21 protein-coding genes, 1 tRNA gene and 1 pseudogene are annotated in these 24,732 nt (G+C 63.0%); 13 read left to right on the top strand and 10 right to left on the bottom strand.

The window, feature by feature from the left end; all coding sequences use genetic code 11:
* Nucleotides 1-26: 26 nt before the first annotated feature.
* From ABFK29_RS12150 to ABFK29_RS12140, 3 genes are all read left to right on the top strand, one after another.
* Entirely contained in the window at nucleotides 27-920 is an 894-nt protein-coding gene (locus tag ABFK29_RS12150) for a PfkB family carbohydrate kinase (protein WP_005863171.1), read from the top strand.
* Entirely contained in the window at nucleotides 917-1,822 is a 906-nt protein-coding gene (locus ABFK29_RS12145) for a pseudouridine-5'-phosphate glycosidase (RefSeq protein ID WP_005863170.1), read from the top strand. Before ABFK29_RS12150 ends, ABFK29_RS12145 begins: the two co-directional genes overlap by 4 nt.
* A gap of 85 nt (nucleotides 1,823-1,907) precedes the next feature.
* A complete protein-coding gene (locus ABFK29_RS12140) occupies nucleotides 1,908-2,687 on the top strand; it encodes a DUF502 domain-containing protein (RefSeq protein WP_005863169.1) in 780 nt (259 codons plus the stop codon).
* A gap of 7 nt (nucleotides 2,688-2,694) precedes the next feature.
* On the opposite strand, the gene ABFK29_RS12135 is transcribed toward ABFK29_RS12140, so the two are convergent.
* Together ABFK29_RS12135 and ABFK29_RS12130 are read right to left on the bottom strand one after the other, a co-directional pair.
* A complete protein-coding gene (locus tag ABFK29_RS12135; RefSeq protein ID WP_005863168.1) occupies nucleotides 2,695-3,729 on the bottom strand; it encodes a patatin-like phospholipase family protein in 1,035 nt (344 codons plus the stop codon).
* 89 nt (nucleotides 3,730-3,818) lie between these two features.
* A complete protein-coding gene (locus ABFK29_RS12130; RefSeq protein WP_040605118.1) occupies nucleotides 3,819-4,592 on the bottom strand; it encodes a 3-hydroxybutyrate dehydrogenase in 774 nt (257 codons plus the stop codon).
* A gap of 472 nt (nucleotides 4,593-5,064) precedes the next feature.
* Between ABFK29_RS12130 and ABFK29_RS12125 the strand changes: the two genes are divergently transcribed.
* The 5 genes from ABFK29_RS12125 (at nucleotide 5,065) to ABFK29_RS12105 (ending at nucleotide 11,532) form a co-directional block, all read left to right on the top strand.
* Nucleotides 5,065-6,894: an extracellular solute-binding protein gene (locus ABFK29_RS12125; RefSeq protein WP_083803524.1), complete on the top strand. Its 1,830-nt coding sequence runs from the start codon at nucleotides 5,065-5,067 to the stop codon at nucleotides 6,892-6,894.
* A gap of 104 nt (nucleotides 6,895-6,998) precedes the next feature.
* Entirely contained in the window at nucleotides 6,999-7,112 is a 114-nt protein-coding gene (locus ABFK29_RS12120) for a hypothetical protein (protein ID WP_040605116.1), read from the top strand.
* A gap of 265 nt (nucleotides 7,113-7,377) precedes the next feature.
* Nucleotides 7,378-8,085 carry a response regulator gene (locus ABFK29_RS12115; RefSeq protein WP_005863157.1) on the top strand — a complete coding sequence of 236 codons (708 nt, stop codon included), beginning with the start codon at nucleotides 7,378-7,380 and terminating at the stop codon, nucleotides 8,083-8,085.
* 52 nt (nucleotides 8,086-8,137) lie between these two features.
* A complete protein-coding gene (locus ABFK29_RS12110) occupies nucleotides 8,138-9,316 on the top strand; it encodes an FIST N-terminal domain-containing protein (RefSeq protein WP_005863155.1) in 1,179 nt (392 codons plus the stop codon).
* A gap of 5 nt (nucleotides 9,317-9,321) precedes the next feature.
* Nucleotides 9,322-11,532, top strand: a complete 2,211-nt coding sequence (locus ABFK29_RS12105) for a hybrid sensor histidine kinase/response regulator (RefSeq protein WP_005863153.1) — start codon at nucleotides 9,322-9,324, stop codon at nucleotides 11,530-11,532.
* A 156-nt stretch (nucleotides 11,533-11,688) separates the two neighbouring features.
* On the opposite strand, the gene ABFK29_RS12100 is transcribed toward ABFK29_RS12105, so the two are convergent.
* Nucleotides 11,689-11,964 carry a hypothetical protein gene (locus ABFK29_RS12100; RefSeq protein WP_005863151.1) on the bottom strand — a complete coding sequence of 92 codons (276 nt, stop codon included), beginning with the start codon at nucleotides 11,962-11,964 and terminating at the stop codon, nucleotides 11,689-11,691.
* A 161-nt stretch (nucleotides 11,965-12,125) separates the two neighbouring features.
* Nucleotides 12,126-13,415, bottom strand: coding sequence for an ATP-binding protein (locus ABFK29_RS12095; protein ID WP_040605100.1), 1,290 nt, complete (start codon nucleotides 13,413-13,415; stop codon nucleotides 12,126-12,128).
* Nucleotides 13,416-13,462: 47 nt separating this feature from the next.
* Here ABFK29_RS12095 and ABFK29_RS12090 point away from each other — a divergent pair, with 47 nt between their 5' ends.
* The 4 genes from ABFK29_RS12090 (at nucleotide 13,463) to ABFK29_RS12075 (ending at nucleotide 18,324) form a co-directional block, all read left to right on the top strand.
* A complete protein-coding gene (locus ABFK29_RS12090; protein WP_040605115.1) occupies nucleotides 13,463-14,377 on the top strand; it encodes an MBL fold metallo-hydrolase in 915 nt (304 codons plus the stop codon).
* A gap of 81 nt (nucleotides 14,378-14,458) precedes the next feature.
* A tRNA-Asn gene (locus ABFK29_RS12085) sits at nucleotides 14,459-14,533 on the top strand.
* Nucleotides 14,534-15,392: 859 nt separating this feature from the next.
* Nucleotides 15,393-16,958 carry a hypothetical protein gene (locus ABFK29_RS12080; RefSeq protein ID WP_005863145.1) on the top strand — a complete coding sequence of 522 codons (1,566 nt, stop codon included), beginning with the start codon at nucleotides 15,393-15,395 and terminating at the stop codon, nucleotides 16,956-16,958.
* A 157-nt stretch (nucleotides 16,959-17,115) separates the two neighbouring features.
* On the top strand, nucleotides 17,116-18,324 hold the full coding sequence (locus ABFK29_RS12075; protein ID WP_005863143.1) for a tyrosine-type recombinase/integrase: 1,209 nt from the start codon (nucleotides 17,116-17,118) through the stop codon (nucleotides 18,322-18,324).
* 515 nt (nucleotides 18,325-18,839) lie between these two features.
* Here the strand turns inward: ABFK29_RS12075 and ABFK29_RS12070 are convergent.
* The 3 genes from ABFK29_RS12070 to ABFK29_RS12060 all read right to left on the bottom strand — a co-directional run bounded on the left by ABFK29_RS12070 (nucleotide 18,840) and on the right by ABFK29_RS12060 (nucleotide 21,568).
* Nucleotides 18,840-19,283, bottom strand: coding sequence for a hypothetical protein (locus tag ABFK29_RS12070; RefSeq protein WP_157136610.1), 444 nt, complete (start codon nucleotides 19,281-19,283; stop codon nucleotides 18,840-18,842).
* 80 nt (nucleotides 19,284-19,363) lie between these two features.
* Nucleotides 19,364-19,774 (bottom strand): hypothetical protein, encoded by a 411-nt coding sequence (locus ABFK29_RS12065; RefSeq protein ID WP_040605098.1) that lies wholly within the window; start codon nucleotides 19,772-19,774, stop codon nucleotides 19,364-19,366.
* Between the two features lie 411 nt (nucleotides 19,775-20,185).
* The gene (locus tag ABFK29_RS12060; protein ID WP_005863137.1) at nucleotides 20,186-21,568 is read right to left on the bottom strand and encodes a hypothetical protein; all 1,383 of its coding nucleotides are present in this window, start codon (nucleotides 21,566-21,568) and stop codon (nucleotides 20,186-20,188) included.
* 48 nt (nucleotides 21,569-21,616) lie between these two features.
* On the opposite strand from ABFK29_RS12060, the gene ABFK29_RS12055 reads away from it, so the two are divergent.
* Nucleotides 21,617-21,757: a hypothetical protein gene (locus tag ABFK29_RS12055; RefSeq protein WP_005863135.1), complete on the top strand. Its 141-nt coding sequence runs from the start codon at nucleotides 21,617-21,619 to the stop codon at nucleotides 21,755-21,757.
* Between the two features lie 514 nt (nucleotides 21,758-22,271).
* Here the strand turns inward: ABFK29_RS12055 and ABFK29_RS12050 are convergent.
* The 3 genes and pseudogenes from ABFK29_RS12050 to ABFK29_RS12040 all read right to left on the bottom strand — a co-directional run bounded on the left by ABFK29_RS12050 (nucleotide 22,272) and on the right by ABFK29_RS12040 (nucleotide 24,697).
* A pseudogene (locus tag ABFK29_RS12050) lies at nucleotides 22,272-23,112 on the bottom strand (IS5 family transposase).
* 86 nt (nucleotides 23,113-23,198) lie between these two features.
* A protein-coding gene (locus ABFK29_RS12045; RefSeq protein WP_085983406.1) for an IS5 family transposase occupies nucleotides 23,199-23,956 on the bottom strand; the annotation gives its coding sequence in 2 pieces (ribosomal slippage) (nucleotides 23,199-23,635 and nucleotides 23,635-23,956; 759 coding nt in all).
* A 180-nt stretch (nucleotides 23,957-24,136) separates the two neighbouring features.
* Nucleotides 24,137-24,697 carry a hypothetical protein gene (locus ABFK29_RS12040; RefSeq protein ID WP_198135760.1) on the bottom strand — a complete coding sequence of 187 codons (561 nt, stop codon included), beginning with the start codon at nucleotides 24,695-24,697 and terminating at the stop codon, nucleotides 24,137-24,139.
* Nucleotides 24,698-24,732: the final 35 nt, after the last annotated feature.

Here is a 24,732-nt window from a genome sequence, read left to right as displayed (position 1 = left end):
GCGGATGAACCCGCCAAAAGGCACGCATGACACGGGCCCCGGATATTCTATGCATCGGTTCCGTCCTCTGGGACGTGATCGGGCGCGCCAACCTGCACATGACGGTCGGGTCCGACGTGCCGGGGCGGATCACACGCATTCCCGGCGGAGTTGCCCTGAACATCGCCATGACACTTGCGCGGTTCGGGCTGCGCCCGGCGCTGCTGTCCTCGGTTGGCCGTGACAGCCAGGGCGACGAGCTGCTGGCCGAATGCCGGGCCCTCGGGCTCGACACCGACCATGTCTACCTGTCCGAGGACCTGCCGACCGACCGGTACATGGCGATCGAAGGTGTCAACGGGCTGATCGCCGCCATTGCGGATGCGCATTCGCTGGAAGCTGCCGGCAAGAAGATTCTGCGGCCGCTCATCGACGGGCCGCTCGGGACCGCCGACGCGCCCTACCCCGGCGCCGTCGCGCTGGACGGCAACCTGACCGAGTCGCTCCTGTCGGAGATCGCGGACGCCCCGGCCTTCGCCGCTGCCGACCTGCGTATCGCCCCCGCCAGTCCGGGAAAGGCATTGCGGCTGATGCCCTTCCTGCGCGCAGGCCGGGGCACGCTTTACGTGAACCTCGAAGAGGCCGGCCTGCTGTGCCAGCAGACCTTTGCCGATGCACCGGAGGCCGCAGCGGCTCTGCTGGCGCGCGGCGCCTCGCGCGCTATCGTGACCCACGGCGGCGAAACCTGCGCCGACGGCACCTCTGAAGGCGTGATCCGGGCCTGCCCGCCAAAGGTCCTCGTGACTCGCATTACCGGTGCGGGCGACACGTTCATGGCGGCTCATATCGCGGCAGAGCGCGCCGGCAAAGACCGACCGTCTGCCCTGTCCCATGCTTTGAAGGCGGCCGCCGCCTACGTTTCCGGAGACATGCCATCATGATTACGCTTTCGCCCGAAGTTCAGGCCGCAATGGACGCCAAAAAACCGGTCGTCGCGCTTGAATCGACCATTATCACACATGGAATGCCCTATCCGCAGAACCTCGAAACCGCCCGCCGGGTGGAGGAAGAGTTGCGCACTGCCGGTGCCGTGCCCGCCACCATCGCGGTTCTCGAAGGGCGCATCCATGTCGGTCTGACCGACGAGCAGCTTGAGCGCCTCGCCCAGGCGAAGAACGTGGCGAAGCTGTCGCGTGCCGACCTTGCGGCGTGCCTTGCCAGCGGCGGCACCGGGGCAACCACGGTCGCGGCCACCATGATCGCGGCGCACCGCGCCGGCATCGACGTGTTCGCGACCGGCGGTATCGGCGGCGTGCACAAGGGCGCGGAAGAGAGCTTCGACATCTCCGCCGACCTACAGGAACTGGCGCAGACCCCCGTGACGGTGGTGGCGGCGGGTGCGAAGGCGATCCTCGACCTGCCCAAGACGCTGGAAGTTCTGGAAACGCTCGGCGTGCCGGTCATCGCGGTCGGACAGGACCAGTTGCCGGCCTTCTGGTCGCGCAATTCCGGCATGAAGGCGCCGCTGCGCATCGACACCGCAAAGGGCATCGCCCTTGCCCACAAGATGCGCCGCGACCTGGACCTCCCCGGCGGACAACTCGTGACGAATCCGATCCCCGAAGCAGACGAGATCGCCGCAGAAACGCTTGCGCCGATCATTGCCCGCGCGACAGAAGATGCGACGAAACATGGAATCACAGGCAAGGCGGTGACACCCTACCTGCTGCAGCGGATTTTCGAATTGACAGAAGGCCGCTCGCTGCGAGCCAATATCGCACTTGTCCTCAACAATGCCCGTCTTGCGGCTGGCATTGCTCAGGAACTCGGCAGATTGTCCTGACTTTTCGCTTGAACGTGTGGCGCCCCATTGTGGCGCCGCATCCGAGTGCATACTTTCGTCGGAAACCTTTTCAGACGGATCATCGATGAACGCGCCTTTCGAACCAGAGCCGAAGAAACGTGGACGCCTGTTGGCGAACCTTCGGAACTCTTTCCTGACGGGCATCGTCGTGATCGCGCCCGTCGGTCTGACCGTCTGGCTGATCTGGACCGTGGTTGGTTGGGTCGATGGTTTCGTCTGGCCCTTCGTGCCCGAACGTCTGCAGCCCACCGCGCTTCTCAACAGCTGGATGGTGAACGCCGCCGGTGACCCGCGTATCCCGTGGCTTTTCGACTTCCTCGACCGCAACAACGACGGACTCCTCGAGGTCAACGTCCGCGGGCTGGGCGTGGTCGTCTTCTTGTTGTTCACGATCGTCGTCGGCTGGATCGCCAAGGGTCTGATCGGCCGCTCGATGATCAGTTTCGCGGAAAGCCTCGTGGACCGCACGCCCGTCGTCCGGTCGATCTATTCGGGGATCAAGCAGTTGGCCGAGACGGTCTTTGCACAGTCCGAGCGCAGCTTCGAAAAAGCCTGCCTGATCGAATATCCGCGCAAGGGTATCTGGGCCATCGGCTTCATCTCGACCGACGCCAAGGGCGAGATCGCGCGCCGTACCCCAACTTCTGCCGGGCTGACCTCGGTCTTCCTGCCGACAACGCCGAACCCGACCTCGGGATTCCTGCTGTTCTTTCCGGTCGAAGACGTGATCGAACTGGACATGACCATCGAGGATGCCGCCAAGCTGGTGATCTCGGCGGGGCTCGTCTACCCCAACGGACAGGACGCCAAGCAGGCGGTGGAGGAATGGGCGAAGGCGTCCTGACGCAGTCTCACTCGAACATCGCCCGCAGGTCCGCGGTCTGGCATGTGCCGACATCGTCGATGTGATCCGCGAGGAAGGCACCCGCCGCACGGCGTCCGGCCTCCTTCAGCTGCGCCAACACCGACGGCACGGCAACAGTCTTTGTCGCGACGGATAGCGCGTTCATCAGCGTATCGTCCGAGATCATATGCACCCGCACGTCCTTCATCGTGCCCGGCGCCAGCACGCCCGAGCCAAGCAGCCGCTGGACGAAGTCGATGGCCCTGAGTTCCCTCAGCAGCGACGAGTTGAAGCTGATCTCGTTGATCCGGTTCTGGATCTCGGGTGGCGTCACCGGCACCTTCTCCCGCACCAGAGGGTTGATGTTGATAACCACGATATCGTCCGGCAATTCGGCCTTGAAGAACGGATAAAGCGCGGGGTTGCCGGTGTAACCGCCATCCCAGAACGCCTCCGACACACCGGTTTCAGGATCGTCCATCTCCACCGCCTGGTACATCGTCGGCAGACAGGCAGAGGCGAGGATGGCGTTTGTGTCGATCCGGTCGCCCTCGAAGATGCGGATTTTTCCCGTCCGGACCAGCGTGGCGCACACGAAGAATTCCGGCGAAGCGTCGGCACAGACCGAGTCGTAGTCCAACCGCGAGACGATGGCCGCCAGCGGATTGCGGTAGAGCGGGCCCCAGGCGTAAGGCGACATCATCCGGCTGACGGTGTCTCCCACCATGTACGGCAAGGAATACTCTATGCTCTTGGACACATGCCCGGGGTCCGGAAACCAGGCCGAGAACCAGTCGGGCAGCATCGAGGTGTCCAGCGCGCCGATTTCGCCCCAGACCCAGTCGAGGTTGGCCCGCGCCATTTCCGGGCCGCCGACGACCAGCCCAGCTTTCAGTGCAGCGCCGTTCAAGGCCCCGGCGGACGTGCCGGATACGCCCGCAATCTCCAGCTCCGGCTCTTCCAGCAACCGGTCGAGCGCGCCCCAAGTGAAGGCACCATGGGCACCGCCGCCCTGCAGGGCAACATTGATCCGTTTCTTCATGAAAAGCCGTTCTCCCTTACCTGTGCCGTCGCGTCGAAAGCATGCGTTCGGGCCGGAAGTGTAACGCCCGGCCCGAGGCAACCTCTTGGTCAGAGCGCCGTCCAACCGCCGTCGACCGAGATCGTCGTGCCGGTGATCTGGCTTGCCGCGTCCGAGCACAGGAACACCGCCGTGCCGCCAAGCTGCTCGACCGTGGCGAACTCCTTCGACGGCTGGCGTTCCAGCATGACCTTCTCGATCACTTCTTCCCGGCCCATGCCGTATTTCTCCATCGTGTCGGGGATCTGCGCCTCGACCAGGGGTGTCAGCACGTAGCCCGGACAGATCGCGTTTGCGGTGATCGGTTCTTTCGCGGTCTCCAGCGCCACGACCTTGGTCATGCCCACGATGCCATGCTTGGCGGCGACATAGGCGCTCTTGTACGGCGAAGCGGTCAGGCCGTGGGCAGAGGCGATGTTGACCACCCTGCCCCAGCCAGCCTTGCGCATCAGCGGCAGCGCGGCGGCCGTCGTGTGGTAAGCCGAGGACAGGTTGATCGCGATGATCGCGTCCCACTTCTCGACCGGGAATTCGTCGATTGGGGCCACGTGCTGGATGCCCGCGTTGTTCACAAGGATGTCGCAGGCGCCGGCCTTCTCGATCAGGGCACGGCACTCATCGCCCTTGGACATGTCAGCCTTGATGTAGCGGACCGTGACGCCGTGCTGTTCGGCGATCTCTTTCGCGAGGGCGTGGTCCTCGTCGCGGTCCGTGAAGGAATTGATGACCACGTCTGCGCCGGCCTTCGCCATTTCGTGCGCGATACCGAGGCCGATGCCGGAATTGGAACCGGTGATCACCGCCGTCTTACCCTTGAGGGTCATGTCTCTGTCTCCCTGCGAGTTCATGCTGTCCTGCAGCATCCTAGTCCTTGGCGAATGACGCAACAGGGGCAATCCGTCTCGGACCAGAGGATTTTCAGTGGCAGGTCTCGCACCTTGCCGGACGGACCGGCTGGAAAGCGCCGCCGGGCCCGGACCCCGGCGCCTTCGAATTGACCGGCAGCCGCGAGCGCTCTACGTCACGCCATGGCGCGTTCCTCACGTCGGCACCGCCCTTCCGGTTTCCGCAACTTCAGTCAGGCCAGAGCCACTCGATCAACGGGCAGAAAAAAACCCCGGCCGAAGCCGGGGTTCAGTCATTGAGGCAGGTTTCATACAGGCAAGAAACCTATCGAGCAGTGCACTCTGTATAAGCAATTCGCCGCGCGAGTCCAAGCTAAAAGTTTGAAAAGGCGTAAAAGCGACGGTACGGTCAGAGCCAAGAAAACAAGGGCAGACAGGGATTGTAGCCGAAATGAACATAAAATCTTTCCGGATTTCGGGGCGGTTTCGGGACCGGATCGGAGTGACCGCGAGCGCGATTCTTTGCGCCTCTGCGCTGATGGCGGAGCCGCAGCACGGCATAGCTATGTATGGGGAGCCCGCGCTTCCACCTGATTTTGTGTCCCTGCCCTACGCCAATCCCGACGCGCCCAAAGGCGGCAAGATTGTCCTGGGCGAGGTCGGCAGCTTCGACAGCCTCAATCCCCATATCCTGAAAGGCACGCCGCCCTGGCAGTTGCGTTTTCTTGCGTACGAAAGCCTGATGGGCCGCAGTTACGACGAGCCCTTCACGCTTTACGGCGTCCTGGCCGAATCAATCGAGGTCGGACCGAATCGCGAATGGGTCGAATTCACCCTCAGACCGGAGGCAAAATTCTCTGACGGCAGCCCGGTGACGGTCGAAGACGTGATGTGGTCCTACGAAACGCTCGGCACAAAGGGGCACGGGCGATACCGCGGTTTCTGGGCCAAGGTCGACAGCATGGAGCAGACCGGCGAACGTTCTGTCCGTTTCATCTTCAACGAGGATAACCGCGAACTGGCCCTGTTGGCGGGGATGCGTCCTATCCTGAAGAAAGCGCAATGGGACGGCGTGGACTTCGAAAACTCCGGCCTCGACGTGGTTCCGATCACATCGGCGCCGTATCAAATCACCGATTACGAACCTGGCCGTTTCGTCGAACTGACTCGCGATCCAGATTACTGGGGCAAGGACGTGCCATTCAAGGTCGGCACCGACAATCTCGACACGATCCGGATGGAGTTCTTTGCCGACGCTACCGCGCATTTCGAGGCATTCAAGGCCGGTGTTATAACGTCGCTGCGCGAGACCAATGTCGAAACGTGGAACTCGCAATACGATTTCCCCGCCGTTCGGAATGGCGATATCGTCAAATCGGAAATCGGCCACCAGCGGCCTACCGGGATATACGGTTTCGTCATGAACACCCGGCGCGAGCTGTTCGCCGATTGGCGCGTGCGGGATGCCATGCTCCATGTGTTCAACTTCGAGTACATCAACGACGTCCAGACCGGCGGCGTGCAACCGCGGATCACCTCCTACTATTCGAACTCCGAACTTGGGATGCGCGACGGCCCAGCAGAGGGCAAGGTGCGCGAGCTGCTGGAACCCTTCGCCGACGCGCTTTTGCCCGGCGCACTGGAGGGCTACAGCCTGCCGGTCGCCGACGGCACGGTGCGCAACCGGGCGAACACGGCACAGGCGCTCGACCTGATGGCAGAGGCCGGTTACACGATCGAGGACGGTGTCATGACCTCGCCCGAGGGCGAGCCCGTCACCTTCGAGATCCTGATCCGTCAAGGCCAGACCGACAACGTTTCCATCGCCGAGATCTTCTCCACCTCGCTCAAGCGGCTTGGCATAGATGCGACGGTGGTCATGGTGGATTCCGCCCAGTTCGAAGACCGCACGAAGTCCTACGACTTCGACATGGCGTATTACGAACGTGGCCTGTCGCTGAGCCCTGGCAACGAGCAGTACCTCTACTGGGGCGCGGCAGGCGTCGACACGCCCGGGACCGGCAACTGGATGGGGATGAACAGCCCGGCCGCCGATGCGATGATCGGCGAGATGCTGACCGCCGACAGCCACGACGACTTCGTCTCGGCTGTGCGTGCTCTGGACAGGGTGCTCACGACCGGCCGCTACGTGATCCCAATAATGTACCGCTACGATCTCAGCCGCATCGCCCATGCAAAGCAACTGAAGTATCCGGAAAAGCTGCCGGTTTACGGCGATTGGCTGGGCTTCCAGCCTGATGTATGGTGGTGGGAAGAGTGATCGGATCGGGCCTCTCGGGGCCCGACCCTGCCCCTCAAACCGGCGACATGACCGGCGGGGCCGACGAGGCAATGAAACAGGCAAGAAAGAAGAGCGAGGTTTCCATGAGAACGTTCCTGATACTGGCGCTGGCCGCGGGGCTGGCGGGCTGCGGCACAGTCGAGGGGCTGGGCCGCGACATTTCGGGCGGCGCCCGCACGGTCCAGAGCTGGTTCTGAAAACCGCTCGGCCTTTGATCCCCTGACCTGATACGGGGCACCCGATGCCCCTGCCCGGCCGCTTCCGGCAGCCGGGTCATTGCGTTTGGCAGCGAAACGTCTTGATCCTCGGCCGACCAAACTTGGACAAGCGTTCCGGCGCCAATGGGTCTGGTCTCGTATCCTGCGGCGGGCATGGCGGGCTATGAGACTTTTCGGCAAGAGACCCGAGACGCGGCAACGCCTATTCTGGTAGCGTCATCAAGAAGGCACGGACGAAATGAGTATGCCCGCTGAAGTACAGTTGCGCGATCCGGAAAAGGCGCTGGTGGTCGACGATCACCCGCTCTTTTGTGACGCGCTGACGCTGACCCTCCAGTCCATCGCCGACTTCCAGGAGATCCGGACCGCCGGCACGCTGGAACAGGCGCTTGAGGTCATGGCGCAGGACTCGGCTATCGGGCTGATTGTGCTGGACCTCAACCTGCCGGACGTGAACGGGCTGGACGGCCTTGTTAGACTGAGGAACGCGGCGCCTCGCGCGGCGATCCTTGTCGCCTCCTCCATGGCCGACAACGGCATGATAAGCCACGCGCTGAAGGCAGGGGCGGACGGTTTTGTGCCAAAGCACTCGCAGCGATCGGTTTTCCGGCGCGCTTTCGAGGCTGTGACCTCGGGCCGCTCCTTCGTGCCGGACGGATTCATCGACCCGACCGGCGGGCAGTCGTCGGAGCCGGACGATGCGCTCGCGCGGCTGGCGTCTCTGACCAACCAGCAGGCGCGTATCCTCCACCTGATCTGCGAAGGCAAACTGAACAAGCAGATCGCGTTTGACCTGTCCATCGCCGAGACCACGGTGAAAGCCCATGTGACCGCGATCATGCGCAAGCTGGGGGTGCACAGCCGCACGCAGGCCGTGCTGGTCGCGCAGGAAGCGCGGTTCTCCAATGCGGCGGACAACGGTTTCCGGAAGGACTTGCCAACCGGAATGTGAATACATAATCCTCGGGTGTCGCACAAAGAGGCGACCATAAGGAACACCTGGAGTGGACGGAGCGCAAGAACGTTCCGCGCGGGAGGAAAAGACCGGGTCAACGGCTCTGCGCACCGCACAGGTGCACTGCCTGAACGACGATCCGGTCACTGAACTGGCAAAGGCCCTGGGGAACTCTCCCCTTGAGCTGGTTTGTCTTTTCGCTTCACCCGACGCGGATTTCGCCGCCTTGACGCGGGACGCCGCCGACGCCTTCGGCGGGGCCGACGTGTTGGCCTGCACCACGGCCGGGGAACTGGGCAGCGCGGGCTACGAGGACGGCCAGATCGTCGCCATCGGGTTTCCCAAGTCTCATTTCGAAGTCATCACCTGCGCCGTTGAAACGCTCGACCGGTTCGACGAACAGGGGTTGATCGACCGCCTTATCAACGACCGGCTGGAACTGACCCGGCGCGCGCCCGAGATGGGTTCGGAGTTTGCCTTCACGCTGGTCGACGGCTTGTCCCTGCGCGAAGAACAGCTGACCGCCGTTCTGGCCACCGGGCTGGGTCCGGTCCCGCTGTTCGGCGGTTCGTCCGGCGACGGCACCAATTTCGGCGCCACCTTCCTGTCGCGAAACGGGGTCGTCCTTCAGAACGCCGCTCTTGTTGCCATGGTGCGCACGCGCTGCCCGATCAAGGTGTTCAGCCTCGATCACCTCGTGCCGACTGGAATACGAATGGTCGTTACCTCTGCCACGCCAGAGATCCGCGTCGTCCATGAAATCAACGCAGAACCGGCCGCGCAGGAATACGCGCGGCTCCTCGCCAAGGACCCGAACCAGCTTGGCCCGTTTACGTTCGCGGCGCACCCGGTCGTGGTTCGACTGGGCGACAGCCACCATGTCCGCGCCATCCAGCGGGTCAACGATAACGGCGACCTCGTATTTTTCTCGGCGATCAACGAAGGGATGGTGCTGACGCTGGCCAGCGACCAGGACATCGCCCAACACCTCGAAGCAGGGCTGAAGGCCATGGCAGAGGATTGCGCGCCCGATCACATTCTGGGCTTCGACTGTCTTCTGCGTCGCATTGCGGCGGGACAGGTTCAGAAAACGCGGGAAATCTCTTCCCTTCTGCGGCAACACCGGGTGGTGGGATTTTCCACGTATGGTGAACAGATCGGAGGCCTGCACGTGAACCAGACCCTGACCGGCGTGGCCATCTACCCGCCGGACGACGAACCGGCATAACGCACATGTCGCTAGTCAATCCGAACGACAGCCTCGAACGACAGAACGAGAAGCTGCTGCAGATCGCACAAGCGCTGATGAAGCGTGTCGAATACGGCGCCGAGCAATCCGGCGCGGCCTATGCGCAGTTCGAACGCGCCGCACTCCTGGAAAAGCGGGTGCGCGAACGGACGCTGGAACTGCAACGCACGCTCAACCTGCTGCACGAATCGAACGCACAGTTGTCTGAGGCGAACGCGCAGGCCGAGGCGGCCCGCCGCAACCTCGCCGACGCGATCGAGGCAGTTTCGGAGGGGTTCGCCCTCTTCGATGCCGACGAGCGGCTGGTGATGTGCAACACGCGATTTTGCATGGATTTTCGCGACACCACGCGCGACCTGTCGCCGGGACTGTCTTTCGATGGCTACGTGGCGCGGATCAGCCGCTCGGCCTATCTGGTCCTGCCCGACGGAGAGACCCCGGAAAGCTGGTCCGCGCGACGCATCCGCAGGCATCAGAACCGGCACGTCATGTTCAACGTGCAGGTTCGGCCGGGCCGTTGGCTTCAGGTGTCGGAACATCGTACCGCCAACGGCGGCACAGTGGTGCTGCAGACCGACGTTACCGACCTTGTTCGGATCGAACGGGCTGAACGCGATCGGCTGCGCGACAAGCAGGCGGTCATGGTCCGCGCGACGCTGGACCACCTCAACCAGGGTGTCGGAATCTTCGACGATCAGGGCCGGCTTGTGGGCTGGAACGGCAAGCTCGGGTCTTTGCTGACACTCGATGCGCGGCGGTTGCAGATCGGGGCCTCATTCATCGGATTGATCGAGCGGCTGGCACTCGACGTGGAGTTCACGCAGGGCATAGACCGGGAAGGGTTCCAGCGTTGGGCCATGAGCCGCGATTACCGTGCACCGATCTCGTTCGAGGTTACGCGCGGTGCGCGGACGGTGCTGCAGGTCTTTGGCCGCGGCATGCCGGACGGGGGCTTCGTGGTCTCTGTGACGGATGTGACGTCCGAACGCGAAGCGGCGCGCAGACTGTTCGAGATGAACGAGGTCCTCGAACAGCGCGTTATGGAGCGGACCCTGGAGCTGGAAGATGCATTGTCGGCGGCAGAGAGGGCCAATGCGTCAAAATCGCGCTTCGTGGCAGCGGCCTCTCATGACCTCTTGCAGCCCTTGTCGGCGGCAAAGCTCTATATCTCTTCGCTTGCGGATCGTTGCCAGGGCACCGCCGAACACAGCGTTCTGGAGAAAGCGGAATCGGCCCTGAACTCAGCGGAACAGATCATCGACGCGCTGCTGGACATTTCGAAGCTCGACTCGGATGGCACCCACTTCAACGTGCGTTCGGTCATGATGTCCGAGATTCTGCGCCCCCTGAGCGACGAGATGAGCGTGCTGGCCGAGCGCAAGGGGCTTGAGCTGACCATCGTCGATTGCAATCTGATCGTCGAAAGCGACCCGACCTATCTGCGCCGCATCGTTCAGAACCTTCTGGGCAATGCCATCCGCTACACCGTGCAGGGCAAGGTGCTGGTCGGCGTACGCCGCAACGGAGGCTCCGCCCGGATCGAGGTCTGGGACACCGGCCCCGGCATTGCCGAAGAGGACCAGAATGCCATCTACGAGGAGTTCCGCCGCCTCGACACCAAGGCGTCCAGCAACGAGGGCCTCGGGCTGGGTCTGGCCATCGTAGAGCGGGCCTGTGCGCGACTGGGGCATCCGCTGGGGCTCTGGTCCGAAGTCGGGCGCGGCAGTTGCTTCATGGTCAATGTGCCAATTGCCGGCCACGCTCCGGGAACGGCCGATGCCCGTCCGCGCAGCGCCCGCCCGGTAAAGCTGTCCCACGCCGGTTTGATCGCGCTTATGGTTGAGAACGACCCGACGCTCCGGCGCGCGCTGTCGATCATGCTGGAAAGCTGGGGCGTCAACGTGATCGAAGCGGCAGACGCGGCGTCTGCCCTCTCCTTGCTGGACGATCTGCAACTTCGTCCCGACGTGCTTCTGCTGGATTACCAGCTTGGACCGGGGGCGAACGGGATCGGCCTGTATCATGCCATCAACGACGGGGCCGCGCGGCCCCTGCCCTGCGCAGTGATCTCGGCCGACCGCTCGCCGCAGTTGCGGCAGGACTGCAAGTCGCTGGGGATCGAGTTGCTGGCCAAGCCGCTGGACAGGCACAAGCTTGGCCGGTTCCTTGAAGAGGTGGCGCGCGAGATGAACTGACACGCCAGGGCGCGCGGCGAACGTTTCCCTTCACCACCGTTGGACACGCCCCGGCCCCTCTCGGGCCGGGAAAAACGCCCCGGTATGCACCGACGCTTGCGGACGTATTCGCGTAGGCGATCGACACACGCCCGACCGCGCGGGTAGGACAAACTGTCAGCGCATCCCGCTACACTTGCCGCGCGCAACGCCCTTGCCCACATGGTGCGGGTTAAGCACGAGGATCCAGCGCGGCGGATATCCAGGCGCCTGTGTCCGTCGGTAAGTGCACCCTTCGGGCGTGGTCATGTAGTCGCCACCCTGCGGCGCGACATAATTCTGCGCGAGGTACGGCTGCGCCTGCGCGAGGATCATCTGCTTGGGCGTCTCCGCCTCTGATGCGGTCAGCGATGCCAGTCCCAGCGTTGCTGCGGCGAATGCGGTGAAGGCCATTTGGCAATATCTCCCTCGGGGTTGATCTGCGGCGCATGAAGCGCATGGCCGGACAGTCCCCCCGATACCCGACCGCCACGTGAACAGAACGCGGCAAATTCGTGTCCCGAGCCTCGCATTTGAATATTAGTGATTTCTTTACAAAGACCTGCGCGCCACCGTTAAAGCGCGATCACGATCTCGGCGCGGAGGCCACCCAGGTCGTCGCTTTCGCCAAGCCTCAGCACACCGCCGTGCGACCGGGTGATGTCGGCGGCAATCGCCAGGCCAAGACCCACACCGGACCCCTTGTTCTGGTTGCGGGCCGGATCGAGCCTGACGAAGGGCTTCAGCGCGCTCTCCCGGTCTTCCGGCGGGATGCCTGGTCCGTCGTCTTCGACCCTGATGCGCAGGGACCGTTCCGTCATGTTGGCCGAAACCCGGCACTGCGTGCCGTAGCGCGTTGCGTTGCCGATCAGGTTCTCGATTGCGCGGCGCATCGATCTCGGCCTCAGCGCGGCCTCGCCCTGCCCGTCCAGCGCACCGAGACTGACATTCTGTCCCGCCCGCTGCGCATCCTCGACGATGGATGTGATCAGGGCCATAGGATCGACCGGCTCAGGTGGACCAGCCTGCGCATCGCCCCGCGCGAAATCGAGGAAGGTGTCGATCAGGCGCTGCATCTCCTCCACGTCGCGCTCCAGCGGTTCGCGATCCTCGTCATCCAGGAGCGACAGCCCCAACCGCAGCCGGGTGATCGGGGTCCGCAGGTCGTGGCTGACCCCGGACAACATCATGGTGCGCTGTTCGATGTGCCGCTCGATGCGGCTTCGCATATCCAGAAAAGCCCGCCCCGCGGCGCGTACCTCGGTCGCACCCGCAGGCGAATACCGCACGATCCGCCCTTTCCCGAAGGCTTCGGCCGCTTCGGCCATGCGCGTGATCGGCCGCAACTGGTTGCGCAGGTAAAGAAAGGCGATCAACGTCATCAGAATACCGAAGAACATCATGTTGACGAACAATTGGTGCGCATTGGCCGCCGAGCTTCGGGTCCGGTCCACCGACACCAGCCAGAGTTGCCCGTTGCGCCGGATGTAGAGACGCACGATCTTGTCGTCCGGCAGTTCGACCTTCTCCAGCCCGCGCACCCGCGCGTCCAGTGTACGTATCACGATAATTCCGGTGAAGTCGTACCATCGGCGCAGGTTCTCCGCCGGCTCTGCCGCGTCGTCGACGGCCCGCGGAAAAACTCCCAGCACGCCGTCGATGCCGGTGGCCACGGCCTCGTCCACCGCAAGGTTGACCGCCCGCGACAGTTCCCGGCTCAGCTGTTCGGTGACGTCCTCGAAATGTCTCTGAACGAAGACAATCGACACCACCAGTTGAAGCGTCACCACCGGCAGCACCAGGATCAGTGCCGCGCGCCCAAAAAGACTGCGCGGCATATAGCGTTTGAGCCATTGGAATGACATTGTGCCCTCCGGACAAGCCGCATGCGCGGCGTCGATGGAGAGGCATGATGCAGGACCCACAGCCGGACTTCCAGCCGGTTCCAGGCAAGCCGGAGGAATTGCTGCCGGGCGTCCGCCGTCTGGTGGCCCCGAACCCATCGGCCATGACGTTCCGTGGCACCAACAGTTATCTTGTCGGCACAAGAGGTCTCGCACTGATCGACCCAGGGCCGGAGATGGGCAAGCACCTCGACGCGCTTCTTGCGGCAGTCGGCCCCGGTCAGCACATCAGCCACATCCTGGTGACGCACGCGCACCTCGACCATTCTCCGCTGGCTCGGAAGCTGTCCGACGTGACCGGTGCACCGGTGTTTGCCTTCGGAGACGCACTTGCCGGCCGCAGCGCCGTCATGACCCGATTGGCCGAAGGCGGTCTTGTCGGCGGCGGCGAAGGCGTCGACACGGCCTTTGCGCCCGACCACCGCCTTGCAGACAGAGAAACCGTGGAAGGCGACGGATGGTGCCTGGAGGCGTTGCACACGCCGGGCCACATGGCCAATCACCTGTCCTTCGCTCTCGACGACGTTCTGTTTTCCGGCGACCTCGTCATGGGCTGGGCCACCTCTCTGGTCTCACCTCCGGATGGCGACCTTACGGCCTTCATGGCATCGCTCCGCAGGCTGGCCGAACGGCCCTGGGCTTGTTTCCTGCCGGGACACGGAGACGTGGTGTCGCAACCCGCCGCACGCATCGCCAAGCTGCTGTCCCACCGTGAAAGCCGCGAAACCTCGATCCTCGCGGCACTGTCGGATGGCCCGGCTACCGCCTCGGAGCTTGCGGCCCGCATCTACATCGACACCCCCCCGGCTCTCCTGCCCGCCGCCACGCGCAACGTCCTGGCCCATCTCATTGATCTCGTTGAAAGAAGCGCCGTCGCCCCAATCGAGGAAATGGGCTCCGAAGCCCGATTTTCCCTGTCCTGATACCGGACTGTCAGGTTTTCCGAAAAAAGTGCCGAAACCCTCTGGACGACCCAAATCGCCATTGCTATACGGCCCACGTGTTCCGGCGTAGCTCAGCGGTAGAGCAGTTGACTGTTAATCAATTGGTCGTAGGTTCGATCCCTACCGCCGGAGCCAAAATCCCCTAAGTGGTTGATTTCATTGGTTGAGCCCCGACCGGAGTCGGAGCCACGCGTGCACGTGCACAAATAGGTGCAGAAACGCGTGCCCGAACCGGTGCACGGATCCCGACTCCCGGATGCCCTGGAACCGTTTTCGGAGCACCTGCCATGGCCGGAGTCGAACACACCCCCCATCTCGAAAAACGCCCCTCGGGCTACTTTTTCCGGCGCCGTCTGCCGAAGGCCTGGGTCGAGATATCGAACCCTGGTCAAAGTTCGGCCATCTGCCTCTCGCTACGGACCGACGTCCTCTCCGAAGCGACATGCCGCGTCCGCGCCCTTACGGCACTCACGGACCTGGCCGTCGCGCTGACGACGGAGAGACCGGTGGACCACCTGAGCGCCGAGCACGTGACATTGCTGACTGAACTGGCCCGCTGCCAGATCGCTGCCCACGAGGCCCTGCGGGCCTGCACCGAGCCGCGTTCGGAGGCGGCGGCGAATTTCGCGGCGCAAACGGAGCGCGCGACTCAGGACATGCTGCGCCGGGCCCTGGCGCTCGGCGACCGAACGCCGGTTACAGAGCCCTTGCGCGAGATGGCGCGGCAGTTCGGCGTGACCCTCGACGAGACCAGCTCGGACTGGCGTGCCCTCGCCTTCGAGGCTCTGCGGGTCATGCTCGACGTGTCCCGCGAACGGGAACGGCGCGAGGTCGGGACCTACGAGGAAGCGACCCCGATCTTCCGGTCGGTCATGGCAAGCCGGTTGGCTTCCCCTGCCACCGCCCTGCCCGTGGCTGCCTCGGATTCGTCCGCCCCGCCCTGGCCATCCCGGCAGCAGCCGCGCCAATCGCGATTTCCGTGCCGGTGTCAACGATGCCGGCGGCCACCACACCGGCCGAACCAAAGATGGCCTGTCCCGTTCAGAACCAAGTCGAGACGCTCGGCGTCGAGCCCGAAACCGCAGCGCTCAATTTCGAGAACAATAGCTCCCGTGCGCCATCTTCCCAGGAACGCGCCCTCGTTCCCGCCGCCCAGGCGCAGGAGACGGCGCCGATGCGCTCCGTAACGTCACGGGAGGAGCCCCAGATCCTGATCGATCAATCGCTCCTCTCGGACGAGGCGCGCACCGCCCTGGCGAAAGGGCCCAACATTGAGCTTCGCGAGGCCTTCGATCTCTATTTCGAACTCAAGGAGCTCGGATATGGAGATCTCTTCGGGACCCGCCAAAAGCGCTTCCCGGATAAAGGCAAGGACTGGAAACGGACGTCCGGTGGAAACGCCAGAAAGGGCCGTGATATCTGGGTTGATGTCCTGGGCAACCAGCCGTTCCACCAGATCGAGTGGACCGAGGTCGACGGCGTCCTGAACGTCATTCGCCGGATCCCCAAATACCACGGCAAGAAGAAGAATCTTCTCAATACGAAAGGTTTCCGCGACCTTGTCGAGCGTGCCGACGAGCAGGAACTCGCGGCGGCGACAGCCGCAAAGGAGTTGCTTGCCGCTCGTGGGAAGGCGACGCCGGCCGAGCTCGAACGCGCGGACCTCGATGCGAAGATCCCCAGGCTTCGTGTCGCCACCTTCCTCCGCCATGGCCGCATGGCGAACCGAGTCGGCAAGATGCTGAAATCCATGAAGCTGATCGAGAGGAACCCGTTCGAGATCTGTTCCTGGACCAACGACGAGGCGAAGGACATGAAGGCGAACGAGGAAGACCGGTCGCGCATGCTCTGGGACGACAGGATTCAGAAGCTCTTCGCGTCTCCGGTCTATCAGGGGCAATGCGAGGGAAAGGATTACCCGCTGTTCTGGGGCCCTCTTATCGCGCGCCTTGCCGGCTGTCGCGCCGAGGAAATGCTGCAACTCGCACCAGAGGATTTCGGGTCGGAGAACGGCGTCGCTTATTTCACGGTCCGCAATGTGACCGGCAACCACGTGAAATCCACCGCCGGGGAGCGCCGCATCGCCGTGCACCCGAAGCTCGTCGAGCTCGGACTTCTCCACTTCGTGGAGATGCGGCGGGGGCAGAAGCAGTCGCGCCTGTTCCCGAACCTCAACCGCGGCCAGACGAAGGAGACGTTTTCCGAACTCTACAGCAAGACCTTCGGCTATTACCGCAAGACGAACGACTGCTACTGGCCGGGCCTCGACTTCCATGCCTTGCGCACGACCTTCCACAACGACCTCGGCAACCTGCTCTGCCCCGATATGGTGCGCCGGCGCCTCATGTGGCACGAGAAGCCGGTCGACGAGGGTGACGGGTCCTACACGCGCGAGATCTGGGTGAAGACGCTTCACGAGGTCATCAGCCGGATCGATCTGGATATCTCGAGGATCAAGAGCCCGTTCGCCGCGTCCGAGGCCGCAGCTCCCGAGACCGTGCCGACCCAGGTTCAGGGCGATCACGGTAATGTCGTCGGGTTTCGTCGCCGGCCGGCCTGAAATTCCGAGTCGGCACTGCCCACCGCGGAGACATTCGACCTCACGAAGGCGTGATGCATCATGGGAGATAACGATCCGAAATTTTGACTTGGATCAACTGTTTCTCGCGTATCCGGGGCATAGGGGCGGCATTCCACCACTCACGGAGATACAGGAAATGCGCGATAACCTCGCCACCCGAATTGACACGGAAATGCCTCAGGAAACCACCACCTGGCAGACACCTCGATCCCTTCTCGAGGCCGCCAATATCACTGAACAATCACGCGCCGTCCTCGACGGGGAAATGCAAATCTGCCTCGAGACGGCCTTCGAGCTCTTCATCAACGCACGGTCGCTGGGATATCGGCCTGGTGCCCTGCGGCTCGATGCCGCTCGTGGTGAACACTGGCACCGGATCAGCGGTGCGAATACGCAGAGTGCGAAGCGTGTATGGACGCGGGCCCTCGGGAATCCGTTCTTTTCCGATATCGAGCGGGAAGATATCGTCGTTGCGTTGGAAAAGATCCGGAATCTGCCGAAATGCCACGGGAAACGCAGCAGCAGTGGCACCGATCATGAAAGTGGGTTGGGAAAAGAAACTTCCGCTCGCGACCGCATCGGGATTTCGACATTCCTGAAGTTCGGGCGGACGGCACGGCAGGTTGGCGATCTACTGGTCGAATTGAACCTCGAAGACGCGAACCCGTTCGACATCTGTTCCTGGTCGACGGCCGAGGAGGCCTGTCTACGGCAGCAGGAGCGCCCATCCGAGACCCGTGAATGGTCTGAGGCAGTAGAGAGCTACCTGTCCTCGCCGATATTCAAGGGAGACATGAGGGATGCCGGGGACCCGTTGTTCTGGATCCCGCTCTTGATGTGTCTCGGGGGTCTGCGGCTCGACGAAGCCGTCCACCTCACGACCGAGGATCTGCAGTTTCGTCACGGTATGCCGGTCATCTGCATTGATCGTGACGGGAAGACACCAGCGGCTTGCCGGGAGATCCCTGTCACTCGGAGGCTGCAGGACCTTGGCCTCGTCGAATTGTTCGAATTGCGGCGGGACCAGAATGAAGCATTGCTCTTTCCGCAACTCGCGGCGGATCGGCCCGGAACTGCCACAGCGCGGTTTCGAAAGGATTTTATTCGCTACTGCGAGACGCACGGGATCGATGCTTCGACGCTCCACGCTCAGGATTTCCGGAGAGCCTTGCATCATGCGCTGCTCGACCAGGAATGCCCGGATCACGTGGTCAGAAACGCCATGGGTCAGATGTCTCGGGATACGTGGGGCAGGTTTCTCGACGACAGCCTGCTTCAAACCGTCCAGCAGGCACTAACCGAGGCAGGCGCGGGTCTTACGGATATCGTCGGCCCGAACCGCTGAACCATAACAAAGAGAAGGCCCGGGCATATGCTCCGGGCCTTCTGCATGATTTCGTATTATTTCCGTCTACGGCAACTCCTTGGCGCGACGAGCCCCCTTCTCCGAAGCCAGGCCAACGCACGTAGGGTCTCATGTGCGGAAAGCCGCCGGGCGAATATGAACGCGGTTGGATAGTGCGCATACCACCTTGTCGGGGCTTCGAGATAGCCGAGCGTGCCGAGTGCCTCGAGGGACGTCTCCCGTATGACACCACACTCGAAATACCACTCGGTTTCCTCGATTCCCGGTTCGACCCCGAAGCGACCATCCCCGAGATCGAAAACCCCTCCGACAAGGGTGAATGGCCGGAGATCAGGATGAACATATTCGCACCATGCCCAGGCCATGCCCATGTGGTCGGCAATCCTGCGGCGGTCTCCGGTGAACGGGTCATTCCTACTCACCATGGGAGCTTGCGCCGAACCCCGAGGCGGTAGGCACGCCGAAACGCGCTTTCGTGCTGTCACCGGTATGCATCAGCCCGCGAACCTGCGATTGACCATCCGCTCGCCACGGAGACGCGCGTCGAGGATCCGCACCATGCGCGCGAGGTAAAGAAGCTTGTTGGACCAGACCTCGATCGCTTCGCCACGGTCCGAGAGAACCCTGTGCCTGTAGACCGCGCCAGTCGCTCCGTATTCGGGATCATTCTCCCCCTCGAACACGTCCTCGTAGCCCAGCGTCTCCGTCTCGCGTTCCGCTCGGAGAATGTCCGCGAGCAGACCGACGGACTGCAGCGCACGCGGACCAGCTGGATCATCTCCAGAGATGTCGTTCAGCAGGCCGCGGATATGACGGTGCTGATGTGCATCTGAGCACAGTAGGTTCACGGGCAGGTCCTCGGCAAGAGCCCTGCAGGCCACGATTGTCCGCGCGGCAAGCTCTTCGATTGGCATCACATAGAGTCGTATGTCGTTCATCCAGTCTCTCCAGAAATCGGTCACTGGCACCGCACAGCGCAGTGCCTTCAAGAACCGGCCCATAGGGCCGGGGAGAGAGATCAGGCGGCGACGCGGGCACCTTTCGCGGGCAACGGCGTGGCCGCAGGCACCGACGCATCCGGCAGAGCACACAGAACCTCGGTCATTGCGTCCCCAAGGCGGCAAATTCCGGTGACCACGAGATCCTCGGGATGGATGTCGCAGAAGTGGCCAGGATCGGTCGCATCCGGATCGCCGACCAGCTCGAGGGTCAGCACCCCATGGAGCCAGCGGATCTCGCGCCGCAGGTGGGGCCCGAGTCCGGACGCGTGTCGAAGCCGCGAAACCAGGCGCAGAAATCGGCGCTGCGCCGCCGGCCCGCCGAGCAGCAGTGATGCCTCCCAGAGATCTGCGCGATGATCGGCGACAAACCTCCGTATTGACCATAGGGCAATTGCACCTGCAGACCGGGCGGGGGTGATGTTGGGCATGGGTGAGTTCCTTCTGTCACGGACAGTCCGTGTCCGCTTCAAGCGCCCTGATTTCTCCTTTCTTCGGGGCGGGATGCGGGGCTCGACTCTCTTCGGTAGCAGCCAGGAGAGTGACAGTAGTATCGAACCCGTTCCTTCTGTGTTGGCGCGCGAGGCGCAGGCGGCGCGCCCTCACGCAGAGGGGCGCGCAGTCCGACGGCTCGTGCACGAATATCTTGCTGCGTCTTGTCGCTCGCGGATCCTGCGGGACTGCCAACCGACACCATTCGTATCGCGTCTCGTGCGGCAGCTTTCATGCCGATCAGCTCGGCCTCGTCGATCGCGGCCTCACCCGGATGGCCGCGATCGATCGGGGACGATCCGCTCTTCCAATTCTTGCGCGCTTGCCGCCAGGCAGACACCGTCGCGAAGCTACAGATGCGTCGCGCGGGCCCGAGTCTTGCGCTTGCCGATTGAATTTTTCGACTGCGCCGCAATGGTCTTTCGCGCCACTTGCCAGATCGCCTCCCCCGCCGCCCCTTCGCACTCGGCCCGATAAGCCTTGCCGGCTTTTCGCGTGCCATGCCCCAGTTGGGTCGCAATGACATCGGCGGCACGTGCCGGGTCGTGACGACGCATGTAGTCCGCGGCAAGGGTCCTCAGATCGTGTGAGGGGACACCAATCGCAGCCTTTGTAAGTTCGGTCGGCAGATTCCGGTAGGGCTGGCTGTGATCGAGCGATAACCAGTTGCTGCCGACAAGCTCCTGGTAGCGGATATGGATAAGGCGATCGGGCCGTCCGTCGAGGATCCACTCGTCGAGGATTTCGCAGATCTCGGGCCAGATCGCCCCCGTTTCCGCCTCGGCCCGGGTCTTCTCCTGCGCCCACTCGGCGCGCCAGGTTCCGTCGATCTCACGGACGATCTGATGACCGAAGCGCCAGGATACGAGATCGCCCTTGCGCGGCGGCTTGTTCATGATGACCGCGCAGACGACCGCCTGCTGCATGCAGCGGCGTCGCGCTGCGCTATGTGCCGGCAGGTCATGCGCGCGTTCCCTGAGTTCGCGGATCCGGTCGGCGACATGAGCATAGCCTCCGCGTTCCATGAGTCGCGACAGCCGTTCATACTTGTTCTGCTCAGCCAGTTCGGCCTGGTCCCGGAGGTCGCGCGAGATGACCCGCATGGCGGTCAGGCTTTCGTTTGCAACCCCACCTTTCGCGCCCAAGGCAATCAGGCCGTCGAGGTAGTTCGCGGCCGAGACCGGCTTCACGCGCCGTTCCGGGTCGGGGTGGAACAGGAACGCTTCCGACAGTTCGCACGCCGCGACGAAGCCGTGCACGTCGGATGCGAGACCTTCCGCGACGATCGTGGCGCATCGATCAATGCTGGCGATGTAGCGCTGCCTGGTGCTGGCCTTGATACGTGCGTCGTCGAGGTCTGACTTCATCCGCCGCCACGTTTCGGGCCAAGCCGCGCCGATGATCGTCTCAAAGGTCGGCGCGACCTTCAAGGCGGGCTTCGGTCGCCGGGCATACCATTCCGCGCTGACGACCTTGGCCAAGGCGGTCGAAACATGCGGCGCGTATCGCGCGAGTGCGCGCAGCAGGCATCTAAATGTCGATTCCGAAGCGGCCGCGTGCCGGTATGCCTCCGTGGGCGGCATGGCGAGACTGCCCTTGCCTGCCCTGACCGCCGACCAGAAACGACCCATCACCTGCGCCGCACCCGGCTCGAGTTGCGGCGCGTCTTCCAGCATGGCACGGCGGATCGCGGCCGGCACATCTTTCAGTTTCGCGTCGAGCTTGGCTTTCATATCATGTTCTCCTTTGCATGCGCGCAAAAATGTCCGGGTGCCGCTCAGATGGGCTCAGACTTGGTCATCGATGCCGGGATCGAAAACGCCGCCTTGGACAGCGCCGTCACCGACACTCTTTTCGAGGAAGCCGTCTCGCCGCTCGGTGCACTCTCCCTGTTCCGGCTCCTGATCGGGTTGCCATTTTAGTCGCCCTCCGGACAGGCATAAAGGGACCCGATCAGACGTCACACGGCGGCCCAAAGTGCTGCATCGCAGCGGTCAGCTGCCCCCTTCGCATCGCTGCTCGAAATGCTGGTCCGGGACGCGGTGCCCGCGTGGAGCCGCGACCATCTCGGCATGCTCCGGCAAGGCGACCTTCGCCGCCCGTTCCACGGCTTGCCGCGCGAGGCTGCTGATAGTGCTTGATCTGGTGCCCGATGTACGACACGACTCCGGGCACATCTTGGAGTCCATCCGGAGCCGGTGCACGGTCGCGTCGGAAATTCCTTTGAAATCAAAGGGACTTGGCTGCGCGGAGAGGCCCCTACCGCCGGAGCCAAAATCTAATAGAGATTACAATACGATAAAGGCCGCCCTTCGTCGTTTTCGGTAGGCTATGCAACAACTATACAACCTTAGGCGGTTGCGCAACGGAAAGGCCGCGCCCGAAGGCGCGGCGAGGGTTTCAAAAGAGTGCGTTGCGGCAGGTTAGGCTCAGGATTCATAACCAGTAGATGACGAGGGCGGCGAGGGCGCTGGCCGAAAGGAAGACCTTCGGGCACCGGTCATATCGGGTGGCCACACGCCTCCAGTCTTTGAGTCTTCCGAACATGATCTCGATGCGATTGCGCCGCTTGTATCGGCGCTGGTCCACTGCCCGGCAGGGCATCACGCAGTGATGGCCCGAGAGGGGTATTTGACCGGCGTCTTGCGTTTCTTTCGGCCTGGGATACAGGCGCGTATCCCCTTGTCCTGCAAAGCTTCTCTGAACCAGTCAGCGTCGTAGCCCCGATCCCCGAGCAGCCATTTGACGTTTGGTAGGCCGCTGAGCAGCGCCCGTGCTCCGATGTAGTCGCTGACCTGTCCCGCGGTGACGAACAGGTCGATCGGTCGTCCCTGACTGTCGCAGATGGCGTGCAGTTTGGTGTTCATGCCGCCCTTGATGCGACCGATCAGGTGACCGCGCCCCCCCTTTTTTGCGGCCATGCTGGTCGCCGGTCTATGTGCTTTCAGATATGTCGCGTCCACTGCCCGGCAGGGCATCACGAAGTGATGTCCCGAGAGGGGATCATCACGGTCTTCTCTTCGCCGTGCTCAGCGGCCAGACCTGCCATCATCCGGGCGAAGATGCCCTTCTCGCTCCACCGCTTCCACCGGCTGTAGAGCGTCTTATGCGGACCATACTCCTTCGGCGCATCCCGCCAACGCAAGCCATTGCGATTGATGAAGATAATCCCGCTCAAAACACGCCGGTCATCAACACGAGGCTTGCCGTGGGACTTCGGGAAGAAAGGGGCCAGGCGCGCCATCTGCACGTCGGTCAGCCAGAAGAGATCGCTCATGTCATCGCTCCGTTTTCGAAGCCGTGAATCATGCTGTTCGCGCGAAATCAATGCAGCCTGACCCTAGGGTCAGGACTCGTTCTCTCTCAAAGCCAGAAGATCACGGTCGCAGCGAGTGCGATCGCTGAGAAGAAGGTCTTTGGGCATCGGTCATAACGGGTCGCCACCCGTCTCCAATCCTTGAGCCTGCCGAACATGATCTCGATCCGGTTGCGACGCTTGTACCTGCGCTTGTCGTACGGGACGGGCGTCTTCCGTTTCGTCCGGCCCGGGATGCAAGGGCGTATCTTCTTGTCTTGCAAGGCTTCTCTGAACCAGTCGGCATCGTAGCCGCGATCTCCGAGCAGCCATTTCACGTCTGGCAGCCCGCCGACCAGCGCACGCGCCCCGATGTAGTCGCTGACGGGGCCGGCAGTCAGGAACAGGTCGATGGGCCGGCCATGGCTGTCGCAGACGGCGTGCAACTTCGTGTTCATGCCTCCCTTCGTCCGGCCAATCAGCCGTCCACGCCCCCCTTTTTCACGCCCAGGCTGGACGCCGTGCGATGGGCCTTCAGATGAGTTGCGTCGATCATCACGGTCGTCTCCTCACCATGCTCGCCCGCCAGCCCGGCCATGATCCGGGCGAAGACGCCTCTATCGCTCCACCGCTTCCAGCGGTTGTAGAGTGTCTTGTGCGGGCCGTATTCCCTTGGCGCATCTCGCCACCGCAATCCATTGCGATTGATAAAGATAATACCGCTCAGAACGCGCCGGTCATCAACCCGGGGCTTGCCGTGCGACTTGGGGAAGTAAGGCTCCAGACGCGCCATCTGCGCATCGCTCAACCAGTAGAGATCAGACATGTTCACCGCTCGTTTTCGAACGGTGAATCACGCTCGCTCAACCAAATCAATGGGTCCTGAACCTAGGCACTAAACCATGACCGCCCGAGCGCCCGTCTAATGTGCGTGTGGCCGGTTCTGGCACAAACGGTATTGGCGAAACGAAAACACCACACGAGATCGACGCACTGCCCGGGCGCTTTACCAGTAGCCCTTGAGCGGCACTTGCCCGATGTGTGCGCCGACGCTGCGGTGATCGGATAGCCACAGCGCCAGCGCGGCGGAAACGGCAAGGTCCGCGTGGCCGAACTTCGTGCCCCCTTCGATCCTCACGCGCCCGCTCGATCCCACATCGGCCTCAAAGCTCTCAAGCTCTTGGCGCATGAGGCCAAGGTCCGCGAAGTTGCCGATGGAAAGGTCGCCCGTGTGGATTGCCCAGTTTAGCGCCGACAAGATCCGGGTTCGCCCCACGTTGTTGAAGGTGCGCCCGCGTTCGGTGGTTTCCGTCTCGTTCTCCCGGGCCACCATCTGAACGCGGGTGTGCTGGACCGGCTTCGTGTCGAGCAGGTCGCAGAATGCCCGCCTGACGCCAGAGGAATCCACGACGAGATAGGCTCGGCCCGCGATGGACGGGTCCACCATCAGGTTCCGGGTCACGATGGCGAGGTCGGCGTATGACATTGCGGGCAGATGGTCCGCCTGCACGATCTCGCGGCGGCGTTTAGTCAGTTCTTGCCGTCCGTTCGCATCGTAGTTTGGCATCCGCTCGTCGATCCGAACCAGCTGCCGCAAGTGAT

Source organism: Sagittula stellata E-37 (genome assembly GCF_039724765.1).
Taxonomy (GTDB): domain Bacteria; phylum Pseudomonadota; class Alphaproteobacteria; order Rhodobacterales; family Rhodobacteraceae; genus Sagittula; species Sagittula stellata.
Note: the sequence above shows the minus strand (reverse complement) of the source record. Positions and strands in the feature narration are given on the sequence as shown.

Bases quoted from the DNA above. Each gene is read 5' to 3' on its own strand.
- ABFK29_RS12065 (WP_040605098.1), bottom strand. From the start codon at position 19,774: ATGCCCAACATCACCCCCGCCCGGTCTGCAGGTGCAATTGCCCTATGG.
- ABFK29_RS12090 (WP_040605115.1), top strand. From the start codon at position 13,463: ATGCAGGACCCACAGCCGGACTTCCAGCCGGTTCCAGGCAAGCCGGAG.
- ABFK29_RS12130 (WP_040605118.1), bottom strand. From the start codon at position 4,592: ATGACCCTCAAGGGTAAGACGGCGGTGATCACCGGTTCCAATTCCGGC.
- ABFK29_RS12075 (WP_005863143.1), top strand. From the start codon at position 17,116: ATGCGCGATAACCTCGCCACCCGAATTGACACGGAAATGCCTCAGGAA.
- ABFK29_RS12115 (WP_005863157.1), top strand. From the start codon at position 7,378: ATGCCCGCTGAAGTACAGTTGCGCGATCCGGAAAAGGCGCTGGTGGTC.
- ABFK29_RS12080 (WP_005863145.1), top strand. From the start codon at position 15,393: ATGCCGGCGGCCACCACACCGGCCGAACCAAAGATGGCCTGTCCCGTT.
- ABFK29_RS12070 (WP_157136610.1), bottom strand. From the start codon at position 19,283: ATGAACGACATACGACTCTATGTGATGCCAATCGAAGAGCTTGCCGCG.
- ABFK29_RS12135 (WP_005863168.1), bottom strand. From the start codon at position 3,729: ATGAAGAAACGGATCAATGTTGCCCTGCAGGGCGGCGGTGCCCATGGT.
- ABFK29_RS12150 (WP_005863171.1), top strand. From the start codon at position 27: ATGACACGGGCCCCGGATATTCTATGCATCGGTTCCGTCCTCTGGGAC.
- ABFK29_RS12040 (WP_198135760.1), bottom strand. From the start codon at position 24,697: ATGCCAAACTACGATGCGAACGGACGGCAAGAACTGACTAAACGCCGC.
- ABFK29_RS12125 (WP_083803524.1), top strand. From the start codon at position 5,065: ATGAACATAAAATCTTTCCGGATTTCGGGGCGGTTTCGGGACCGGATC.
- ABFK29_RS12095 (WP_040605100.1), bottom strand. From the start codon at position 13,415: ATGTCATTCCAATGGCTCAAACGCTATATGCCGCGCAGTCTTTTTGGG.
- ABFK29_RS12145 (WP_005863170.1), top strand. From the start codon at position 917: ATGATTACGCTTTCGCCCGAAGTTCAGGCCGCAATGGACGCCAAAAAA.
- ABFK29_RS12060 (WP_005863137.1), bottom strand. From the start codon at position 21,568: ATGAAAGCCAAGCTCGACGCGAAACTGAAAGATGTGCCGGCCGCGATC.
- ABFK29_RS12100 (WP_005863151.1), bottom strand. From the start codon at position 11,964: ATGGCCTTCACCGCATTCGCCGCAGCAACGCTGGGACTGGCATCGCTG.
- ABFK29_RS12055 (WP_005863135.1), top strand. From the start codon at position 21,617: ATGGGCTCAGACTTGGTCATCGATGCCGGGATCGAAAACGCCGCCTTG.
- ABFK29_RS12140 (WP_005863169.1), top strand. From the start codon at position 1,908: ATGAACGCGCCTTTCGAACCAGAGCCGAAGAAACGTGGACGCCTGTTG.
- ABFK29_RS12120 (WP_040605116.1), top strand. From the start codon at position 6,999: ATGAGAACGTTCCTGATACTGGCGCTGGCCGCGGGGCTGGCGGGCTGC.
- ABFK29_RS12105 (WP_005863153.1), top strand. From the start codon at position 9,322: ATGTCGCTAGTCAATCCGAACGACAGCCTCGAACGACAGAACGAGAAG.